10 protein-coding genes and 1 pseudogene are annotated in these 9439 nt (G+C 49.0%); 3 read left to right on the top strand and 8 right to left on the bottom strand.

Features of this window, described 5'->3' with window-relative positions:
- Window positions 1–44: 44 nt before the first annotated feature.
- Both HMPREF2954_RS01275 and HMPREF2954_RS01270 read right to left on the bottom strand, forming a co-directional pair.
- Window positions 45–740 (bottom strand): LrgB family protein, encoded by a 696-nt coding sequence (locus tag HMPREF2954_RS01275; protein WP_045072101.1) that lies wholly within the window; start codon window positions 738–740, stop codon window positions 45–47.
- 12 nt (window positions 741–752) lie between these two features.
- Window positions 753–1232 (bottom strand): CidA/LrgA family protein, encoded by a 480-nt coding sequence (locus HMPREF2954_RS01270; protein WP_045072104.1) that lies wholly within the window; start codon window positions 1230–1232, stop codon window positions 753–755.
- A gap of 14 nt (window positions 1233–1246) precedes the next feature.
- On the opposite strand from HMPREF2954_RS01270, the gene HMPREF2954_RS01265 reads away from it, so the two are divergent.
- From HMPREF2954_RS01265 to HMPREF2954_RS01255, 3 genes and pseudogenes are all read left to right on the top strand, one after another.
- Window positions 1247–2131 carry a LysR family transcriptional regulator gene (locus HMPREF2954_RS01265; RefSeq protein WP_045072106.1) on the top strand — a complete coding sequence of 295 codons (885 nt, stop codon included), beginning with the start codon at window positions 1247–1249 and terminating at the stop codon, window positions 2129–2131.
- 116 nt (window positions 2132–2247) lie between these two features.
- Window positions 2248–3375, top strand: a complete 1128-nt coding sequence (locus HMPREF2954_RS01260) for a Gfo/Idh/MocA family protein (RefSeq protein WP_070688969.1) — start codon at window positions 2248–2250, stop codon at window positions 3373–3375.
- Window positions 3369–4032 (top strand): annotated as a pseudogene (locus HMPREF2954_RS01255) (NAD(P)H-dependent oxidoreductase). Before HMPREF2954_RS01260 ends, HMPREF2954_RS01255 begins: the two are co-directional and overlap by 7 nt.
- A 163-nt stretch (window positions 4033–4195) precedes the next feature.
- On the opposite strand, the gene mraY reads toward HMPREF2954_RS01255, so the two are convergent.
- The 6 genes from mraY to HMPREF2954_RS01225 all read right to left on the bottom strand — a co-directional run bounded on the left by mraY (window position 4196) and on the right by HMPREF2954_RS01225 (window position 9297).
- Entirely contained in the window at window positions 4196–5278 is a 1083-nt protein-coding gene (gene mraY, locus HMPREF2954_RS01250) for a phospho-N-acetylmuramoyl-pentapeptide-transferase (protein WP_045072113.1), read from the bottom strand.
- Between the two features lie 195 nt (window positions 5279–5473).
- Window positions 5474–5662 (bottom strand): hypothetical protein, encoded by a 189-nt coding sequence (locus HMPREF2954_RS01245; RefSeq protein WP_045072115.1) that lies wholly within the window; start codon window positions 5660–5662, stop codon window positions 5474–5476.
- 2 nt (window positions 5663–5664) lie between these two features.
- Window positions 5665–7032 (bottom strand): UDP-N-acetylmuramoyl-tripeptide--D-alanyl-D-alanine ligase, encoded by a 1368-nt coding sequence (locus tag HMPREF2954_RS01240; protein WP_045072118.1) that lies wholly within the window; start codon window positions 7030–7032, stop codon window positions 5665–5667.
- 34 nt (window positions 7033–7066) lie between these two features.
- Complete coding sequence (locus HMPREF2954_RS01235) at window positions 7067–7606, bottom strand: hypothetical protein (RefSeq protein WP_045072120.1); 540 nt, start codon at window positions 7604–7606, stop codon at window positions 7067–7069.
- A gap of 81 nt (window positions 7607–7687) precedes the next feature.
- Entirely contained in the window at window positions 7688–8740 is a 1053-nt protein-coding gene (locus HMPREF2954_RS01230; protein WP_045072122.1) for a hypothetical protein, read from the bottom strand.
- Between the two features lie 11 nt (window positions 8741–8751).
- Complete coding sequence (locus HMPREF2954_RS01225) at window positions 8752–9297, bottom strand: hypothetical protein (protein ID WP_045072125.1); 546 nt, start codon at window positions 9295–9297, stop codon at window positions 8752–8754.
- Window positions 9298–9439 lie beyond the last annotated feature (142 nt).

Below are 9439 nucleotides of genomic sequence, written 5' to 3'. Positions count from 1 at the left end.
GAGTATTGTACTATTTTGTTTTTAATTGACTATAAAACTGACTATCAGCCCATCAGCCAAACCACCAAATGCACCATGCTCGGCCCGATGATGACCATAAACAGCCCCGCCAAAATCATGGTCAGGCTCGCCATCACGCCTTCGGTTTCGTGGCGTTGTCCGGCGCGGGAAGTACCGAAGCCGTGGGCGGCGTTGCCCAGTGCGACACCGTTGGCGGTGTGGAAGCGGATGCGGGTGAACGCTAAAAACAAATCGCCGAATATCATGCCGACGAAGCCGGTGATGATGGTGAACAGCGACACCAGCGACGCCGAACCGTGGATTTCACTTGCCAACACGACGGCAAACGGCGTGGAAATCGAGCGCGCCATCAGGCTGTTGGTCACTTCGCTGTCGAAGTGGAACATATTGCCCATCCAAAACGCGCTGGCCACGCCGACGAACATGCCGACCAAAATCGCTATCGACAGGATGGGAAGCTGGCGGCGGATGACTTCGCGGTTTTCATAAATCGGAATGGCGAAGGCGACCGTTACCGGCGTGAGCAGGAAAACGATGCCTTGCGTGTATTTGTGGTAAGTGTCGTAGGAAATGCCCAAAAGCAGCATCAGAACGATGGTGCTGACCGAGACGGTCACAACGGGCGAGAAAATCATCAGCGGTTTTTTACGGTAGATTTTTTTCGCCACAAAATAGGCGAAGCAGGTCCAAACAAAGCAGGCGAGCGCGGCGTAATCCATTTTTGTTCCCCATCAGGCGTGCAGTTTTTTATACAGGCGGCGTTTCCAGCGGTAGCAGAAATTCAGCGTCAACGCCGTGCTGATCATCACCAGCGCGGTGCCGACTGCAATCGTCAGCACCAGCCGCCAACCTTCGGAAAGAAGCAAATCGCGGTATTGCAATACGGAAACCATAATCGGAATGAAGAAAAACACCAACTCGCCCAACACCCATTTCGCGCCGCGCTCGACCATACCGGTTTTAATCACGCCCAAACCCAGCAGCGCAAGCATCAAAAACAGCCCCAATACGCCCGAAGAAACAGGCAGATGGGCAAAGCGCACCATCAAATCCGACACCAGCCACACCAAGCCGACCACGGCAAGCTGCAAGGTCGTCTGAAAAAATCGCGTCAGCGTATCCATAAGGTTTATCCATCCGTAATCCAAAACGAAGGCTTGATTATAAGGACGCGGTTTGCGCATAATATGAATTATCCAAACTAAAATCATGCCCAAGAGGAATAATGGACTTCAAAAGCCTGCACTGTTTCGCCGAACTCGTGCGCCTGCAAAGTTTCTCCGCCGCCGCATCCGCACTCAACCTGACCCAGCCCACCGTCAGCAAAACCATACAGGCATTGGAAGAAGAACTGGGCGTGCCGCTGCTGGTTAAAGAAAACGGGCGAAAAAAACGCCAGGTCGCCACCACGCCCATCGGCGAAGAAGTGTACCGCCACGCGCTGAACCTCCTGCATGAACGCGACCTGCTGCTCTCCCGCATCGACGGCTACCGCCACATCAAAAGCGGCACGCTGCGGCTGGGTTTGGCACTGCTCGGCAGCGACCTGCTCAGCAACGCCCTGTTCCGCTTCCGCCGCCAATGGCCCGGCATCGAACTGACCTTCCTCGAACAAGGTTCGCTCGCCATCGAACAATCCTTGCGCAACAACGAACTCGACGCCGGACAACTGCTCGCCCCCGTCCACGAAGACTTCGACAGCATTACCCTCTGCGACTACCCGCTCGTCGTCCTCATGCCGCGCGCCCAAGCCCGCCATGCCGCCCTCAGCCTCAAAAGCCTGCAACACGAACCGTTTATCCTGTTCGGCTCAGGATTTTCCCTCAACGAAACCATCCAAACTGCCTGCCGCAGCCAAGGCTTTACCCCCAACGTCGTCTGCCGCACCGGACAATGGGACCTGCTCGCCGACATGGTGGCGCACCATATGGGCATCGCCCTTCTACCCGAATACTACGCCCGCAAAATCAATCCTGACACATTTGCCGCCGTCCCGCTGACCGAACCCGAAATCCGCTGGCAACTGACCATGGCGTGGAAAAAACACCAGCGTCCCACCCCCGCGCTCAGGGCTTGGCTGGATATCGTCAGGGAAGAGTTCAGAAAGTAGAAAAAGGTCGTCTGAAAAGTTTTCAGACGACCTTTTTTACACTTTCCCACCTATACTTCTTCACAAAAATTTCACTATACTTCATCTCCCTTTACATATGCGAACATTGTCTGAAAATGTCTGAAACCATTCAAAACCGCAAAATCAAATTCGCCTTGGTCGGCTGCGGCCGTATTTCCAACAACCATTTCGGTTCGTTTGAAGTATTGCAAGAAGATTGCGAACTCGTTGCTGTATGCGACATCGATCCTGCCGCGCTTGCAACAGCGGTCAAGCGCACCGGTGCGAAAGGCTATGCCCGCTATACGGAAATGTTGGCGGAAACCGATGCCGACGTAATCGTCATCACCACGCCGTCTGGTTTGCATCCCGAGCAGGCGGTTGAAGCGTTGGAAGCGGGTTTTCACGTCGTCACCGAAAAGCCGATGGCAACCTGCTTCACTGACGGCGAACGCATGGTTCAAGCCGCCGATAAAGCGGGCAAACGCTTGTTTGTCGTGAAACAAAACCGTCTGAACGCCACGCTGCAACTGCTCAAACGCGCGGTCGCAGAACAACGCTTCGGCAAAATCTATATGGTGCATTTGAATGTTTTTTGGACGCGCCCGCAGTCGTATTACGACCAAGGAGGCGGTTGGCGCGGCACTTGGAAGCTGGACGGAGGTGCATTCATGAATCAGGCCAGCCACTACGTCGATTTGATGGAATGGCTTATCGGACCGGTCACGGAAGTGCAGGCGATGATTGCGACCCACCGCAAAATTGAAGCCGAAGACACAGGCGTGATGAACCTCCGTTGGCGCGACGGTACGCTCGGTTCGATGGCGATAACCATGTGCACCTATCCGAAAAACCTCGAAGGTTCGATTACCATTTTGGGCGAAACCGGCACGGTGCGCATCGGCGGCATGGCGGTGAACGAAATTCAGGAATGGAATTTTGCCGACGAGCGCGATTACGACGAACAGGTCAAAACCGCCAATTATGAAACCACATCGGTGTACGGTTTCGGGCACCCGCTGTATTATCAGAATGTTGTCGATGTATTGCGCGGCAAAGCCGAGCCTGTTGTCGACGGGCGCGAAGGCTTGAAATCGCTGGAGCTGATTAACGCCGCCTACCTTTCTGCACACAACCGTCAAACGGTTTCGCTGCCGCTGGTGTTGCAATCTTTGCGAACGTTTGACCATTCTGATTGTCCGAAAGGAAGCCCCTTCCATACTCAATCAAAGGAATCATCATGATACTGACCCGCGAACAAGCCCTCGAAATTTTCAAACGCCGCGTTTCCGTCCGCTATTACGATCCCGCGCGCAAAATCAGTGCCGAAGATTTTGCCGCCATCCTTGACTTCGGACGCCTTTCGCCCAGCTCCGTCGGCTGCGAACCGTGGCAGTTTGTGGTCGTACAGAACGCAGCTTTGCGCGAAAAAATCAAACCCTTCGCTTGGGGGATGCAGGCTTCCATTTCGGATGCCAGCCACGTCGTTTTCCTGTTGGCTCGAAAACACGCCCGCTATGACAGCCCCGCTTTTGAAGAACTGATGGACAGGCGCGGTCTGACCGCCGAAGAGCGGGCAGGCGCATTTGAACGCTACCGCCGTTTCCAAACCCACGATATGCCCATCGCCGACGACGAACGCGCCCTGTTTGACTGGGCAAGCAAGCAAACCTACATCGCGCTGGGCAATATGCTCACCGGCGCGGCGATGCTCGGCATCGATTCTTGCGCCATCGAAGGCATGGAATATGCCGCAGTGGAAAAAATCCTTGCCGAAGACGGATTGCTCGATCCTGAGAATTACGGCTTTATCCGTCGCCGCAACCTTCGGCTACCGTGTGCGCGACATTTCTCCGAAACCGCGCCGCGATGCGTCGGAAACGGTAATTTGGGCGGAGTAATGCCGATTAAGTTTAAAGGCCTGGACAGTAATCACCGTATCGTTTCAAACAGATACTTTTGCAAGCCGTCAAAGCAAATCCTGTGATTTCTGTTTCTCTCAAAAAATAAAAAAGGTCGTCTGAAATCTGTTTCAGACGACCTTTTCGATATTGATCGGAATATTTAACGGATTTTCAGCGTACTCAATCCGATTAGCACCAAGACGATGGTGATAATCCAGAAACGGACGACGACTTGGGTTTCTTTCCAGCCTTTTTGTTCGTAGTGGTGGTGGATGGGCGCCATCAGGAAGATGCGTTTTTTGGTTCTCTTATACCAGCCGACCTGAAGCATAACGGACACGGCTTCGACGACGAACAGACCGCCCATGATGACGAGGACAAACTCTTGGCGGACGATGACGGCAACGGTACCGAGTGCCGCCCCCAATGCCAGCGCGCCGACGTCGCCCATGAAGACTTGCGCGGGATAGGCGTTGAACCACAAAAATCCGAGACACGCGCCGCACATGGCGGTACAGAAAATCACGACTTCGTTCGCGCCTGCGACATAAGGCAGTTGCAGGTATTGGGCGAATTGCGAGTGTCCGCTGGCATAGGCGAAGATGGCGAGGCCGGCGGCAACGAGGACGACGGGGAAGGCGGCAAGGCCGTCAAGGCCGTCGGTCAGGTTGACGGCGTTGGAAGTACCAACGATGGTCAGATAGGTCAGGACGACAAAGCCGACTACGCCCAGCGGCAAGGCGACTTGTTTGAAGAAGGGAACGATCAGGATGTTGTTGGAGCTATTGGACGCAAGGTAAAACAAGGCAAGCGAGGCAACAATGGCGACGCTCGACTGCCACACCATTTTGAATTTGGCGGAAACACCGTTGGGGTCTTTATAGACGACTTTGCGCCAGTCGTCGTAAAACCCGAGTGCGCCCGTGGCAAGCAATACGCCCAAAAGAATCCAAATATACGGGTTTGCCCAGTTGCCCCACAACAACGTGGATACGGTGATGGCGGTCAGAATCAGCGAGCCGCCCATCGTCGGCGTGCCGTTTTTGATGAGATGGGTTTGCGGCCCGTCGGTACGCACTGCCTGCCCGACTTTTAATTGCGTCAGTTTGCGGATGGTCCACGGACCGAGCAGCAGGGAAAACGCCAAGGCGGTCAAAGCTGCCATGACGGCGCGGAATGTGGTGTATTGAAAGACATTCAGACCGGTCAACCAGTTACTGAAATGTGCAAGCCATAAAAACATGGGGCTTCCTTTTGTTTTTGTTGTTACATTGGGCTTATCGCCCGTTTTAAATTTTGGTTTTTGGATCGTCTGAAAAAGTTTCAGACGACCTTTGTTGATTATCAAGCTGCTTATGACAGTCAGTGCCTGCTGAAGTTCACTCTCTATGCAGGTTTCTAGCGAACCCGTTATCCGTTGTTTAGAGAGATGGCAGCGTTATTGAGCGACGGCTGCGTTAGTGTCTTTCTCAATCACGCAAATCGGATAATTTCCCGGATTCCTGCCGCCGCCTAAATCCAGACAGAGGTCCTCATAAAGATACGCCTGCGTCCGCATTCCGGCATAAAACGCGCCAATCAGCGCAGCAATCAGCAATAAGGCTTTAAAAAAACGTCGGTTTTTCATTTTCAGACGGCCTCTTTATCCGTCAATGCCTCGACCACTTCTTCCATCTTCATAAAGCGCGAGCCTTTGACCAACACAGTAGCGTGTTCAGGCAAATCGTGGCTCAACACTTGGATCAACGGGTCTTTGGCGGCAAACCACAAACCGTCTGCGCCAAATGTTTCCGCCGCTTCGACGCTGTTGTCGCCGACAAAATAGGCCGCTTCGATGCCTTGGTCGCGGGCGTACGCGCCGACTTCGGCGTGCATGGCGGCGGCTTCGTCCTCGCCCAATTCGCCCATATCGCCCATCACAAAAATACGCGGCGCAGGCATACGCGCCAACACATCAATCGCGGCTTTCATGCTGTCGGGGTTCGCGTTGTACGTATCGTCAATCAGGGTCGCGCCTTTGATGCCGGATTTGACATTCAGACGACCTTTGATGTTGCTGAAACCTTTCAAACCTTCTGCCACATCGTTCAAACTCAAACCCGCAGCCAAAGCCAACGCGGCGGCAGCGGCAGCGTTGTGGACATTGTGGCGGCCGGGAACAGGCAGCACCACGGCGGCGCGCTCGTCGCCGCACACCAAATCAAATTCGCAAGACAAAGGTTTCAGCACGATATTTTCCGCATGGACATCGCCGCTATCGACGCCGAAAGTCCGCTGCTTATGACCTTGAGAGGTCGTCTGAAACACGGCGGCATGTTCGTCTTCGCACGGAATCAAAGCCAATCCGTCTTCGCCCAAACCTTGATAAATCTCGCTTTTCGCCTTGGCAATATCGTTCGTGCCGTCAAAACCGCAGCCGACATGGGCGCGCAAGGCGTTGTTAATCAAAGCGGCATCGGGCTTGGCGATTTGCGTCAAAACCGCCAGCTCGCCGAAATGGTTCATGCCCATTTCGATCACGGCATAGCGGTGTTTTTCGTTTAATTTCAACAAAGTCAGCGGAAGGCCGATGTGGTTGTTGAAGTTGCCCGCCGTCGCCAAAACGGCATCATCGCCGAAACGGCGGCGCAATACCGCAGCCAGCATCTCCTTCACCGTCGTCTTGCCGCCCGAGCCGGTAATGCCGAACACAAACGGGTTCACATTATCGCGCCAAGCCTTCGCCAGCGTTTGCAACGCGGCAAGCGTGTCATCGACTTTCAACGCACCGTCCATTGCAGCGCAATCTTCGCGCGAAACCACAACCGCCGCCGCACCCTCAGCCAATACGTCTTCAACAAAATCATGCGCGTCAAACCGCTCGCCCGCCAATGCGAAAAACACATCGCCCGCGCGGATGTCGCGGCTGTCGGTTACGATGCGCGAAACGGGTTTGTTTTCAGACGGCGTAGGAAAGTTGAGGATTTGGCAGATAAAGTTTAGGTCTAGTGGCTTCATGGTTTCTTTTCTAATTTATTAATTAAACAATAACTTATTTATCCGAAAATCGTTGCTGAATCACTCGATAACCGTTATTCCCTGCCTTTCCTGTTTTCGCACAAAGGCTATCTCCACAACGGACAATATCAGCATTATTAATTCTATTAAGCATATCTGCTTCCAATTTTTTTTGAGAAATAATGCCCGAATAAAAAAAAGCCAGTGCAATACCGCCAATCACTAACGTAGCCAACGTAATTGCCGTGCTGAATACAGTTATTCTAAATATTTTTTGGTTTTCACTTTTAACTGTATGTAAATATGTATTGAACTCACGAATCTGCTCTACCATCTGCCTCCGTGCCCCATCCATGTTTTCAGTGTACGCCTTTACTTGTATGGATGCTTGCTGAAGGACATCATCCCTAACCATATCAACCATCATCTTGCGCTGCTGAATTAAAGATTTGTCTAGTTCTTTTTGAACGTTATCTACAATTTTTCCACTATCATCTTTATATTTCTCCATAACCATGACCATATCGATCAATAGGTTTTGTATTCGTTCCGAAGTAGTTTCCAACTCATTCATTATTAATCTCACATGTCAATCCAAACTCCCTATGGATAAACTTCCATAGGGAGACTAAATTATCAATACACATACAAAAAATTATACAGAACGAGAAAAGCTCCGCTGTTGTTCCTCTTGTTGCAGCGTATTTCTGCTTTCACGTTCAGTCAATTCTTGCAACCTTGTTTGCTCGATACTTTCTTGAATTTTTTCGTTAAAGCTGGCAACCTCTTCCGGATGATTTGCCAGAAGTTTTTTGGCATATGAACCGTCAGTATCGTTCAGCAGACCTTGTAGCATAGCCCTTGTTTTCTCATAATTGGATTGCGACATAAAATTATCGGTCATCAATGTCTCAACACGAGAAACATCTTCTAATCCTACTGAATTGTATACACCACGTTGGTTAGGGCGCTCTTTAATTTGAATCATATAATTAATTTCATTTCTAGAACGTTCCGGAAATTTAGAGTCCATGCCATCACGTTGAATCCTGGAAAGCAACTGTTCTTCAGAAATTTCCCCTCTCCAATAATCACCAATCGCATCAGCCATTTTTCCAGCTTTAAATCTTGATCCATGATAGACCATCGAATATAACCCTGCACGCTGCTCTTCAGAGAGTGCTTCCTTCGGACAGTTTTTTTCTCTCAATAGCCTATCTAATCTGTTTTCATAATCAGAAGAAATACTGTTATACAATTTCAAAGTCTGATCATGTGTCATTTTAAATTTCATAGTACTTTGATTAGAGGTTAAAACATCCCATGAGGAGGTTGTTCGATTAAACGATATATCTCCTAATACCGCCTTTGCTTCAGCCCCAAAAGCAGAATTTTTAAAGGCAGCTAAATTTTGATATTTTTCATCTCTGTGCCTATCTAATACATCTGTATACTTCTCTAAAGTGGATATTAACTTTTCTCTGTCCAAATCAGATAAATTTGTTACATCTGCAAGTAAATTTACTCTAGAATGATTTAATTGCCAACTTCTATCACGTTGACGATCAACTAATAAAACACCAATTCCTGCCGTAGGCAATCCATAGCTATCCAAATAGATATTATCGATAAAAGCTTCATTACGCTCTACTAATCGATCACGAGCAGCTATATATTTTTCAGTACTAAAATTACTACGTCCACTCATTACTTATGCTCCTATTTAGATTTCCATTTACCATCAAACCAACAAAAATCTTCCGGTTTTAAATAATCCGAACCATTGCGGACGATATACTCGACTTTGATACATCCTATTTTCGTACTACGTATTGTCCCATCATAGGGAATATCATCCATTTTCTTTATAAATTTTTGCTTTTGGAAATCAAAAATGTATAACGTATCGATGACCTGTGAAGATGGGTAAATGGAAGATGCAAGAATATCTAGATAACCATCATTATTAAAATCTTCTATTTTTAATAAATCAGTTATCGTGAATTGTTCAAAGGGTTTTCCTTCCTCAATAACCTGTACTTTCTTGTTTTTCATATTAAGGATTTTTATATTGTACTGACTTCCAATAAGCTTTTTATCTTTTGGTTCTATAACTGATATTTCAAAAGGAAAGTTTTTAATATGCGGATATATTTTTCCTTGCAAGTCGTTTGTTTCATAAAAACTTGTTTTTACAACATCAAAAGAACAACCTCCTATCAAAAGAATAGACAAACTTAAAAATAGGGATAACTTTTCTTTCATCACATACCTCTTTAAATTTTATAAAGACCCATCACGAGCAAATAGTTTGAGAAAATCTAACAAACTATCTTATTTTTTAACAGATATTATTAGATCTTAATTCAACAAATACCTCTTAAATTGTTTAAAAATCTCTTTTTTA

The sequence above is a fragment of the Neisseria sp. HMSC067H09 genome, assembly GCF_001814135.1.
Lineage (GTDB): Bacteria > Pseudomonadota > Gammaproteobacteria > Burkholderiales > Neisseriaceae > Neisseria.
Note: the sequence above shows the minus strand (reverse complement) of the source record. Positions and strands in the feature narration are given on the sequence as shown.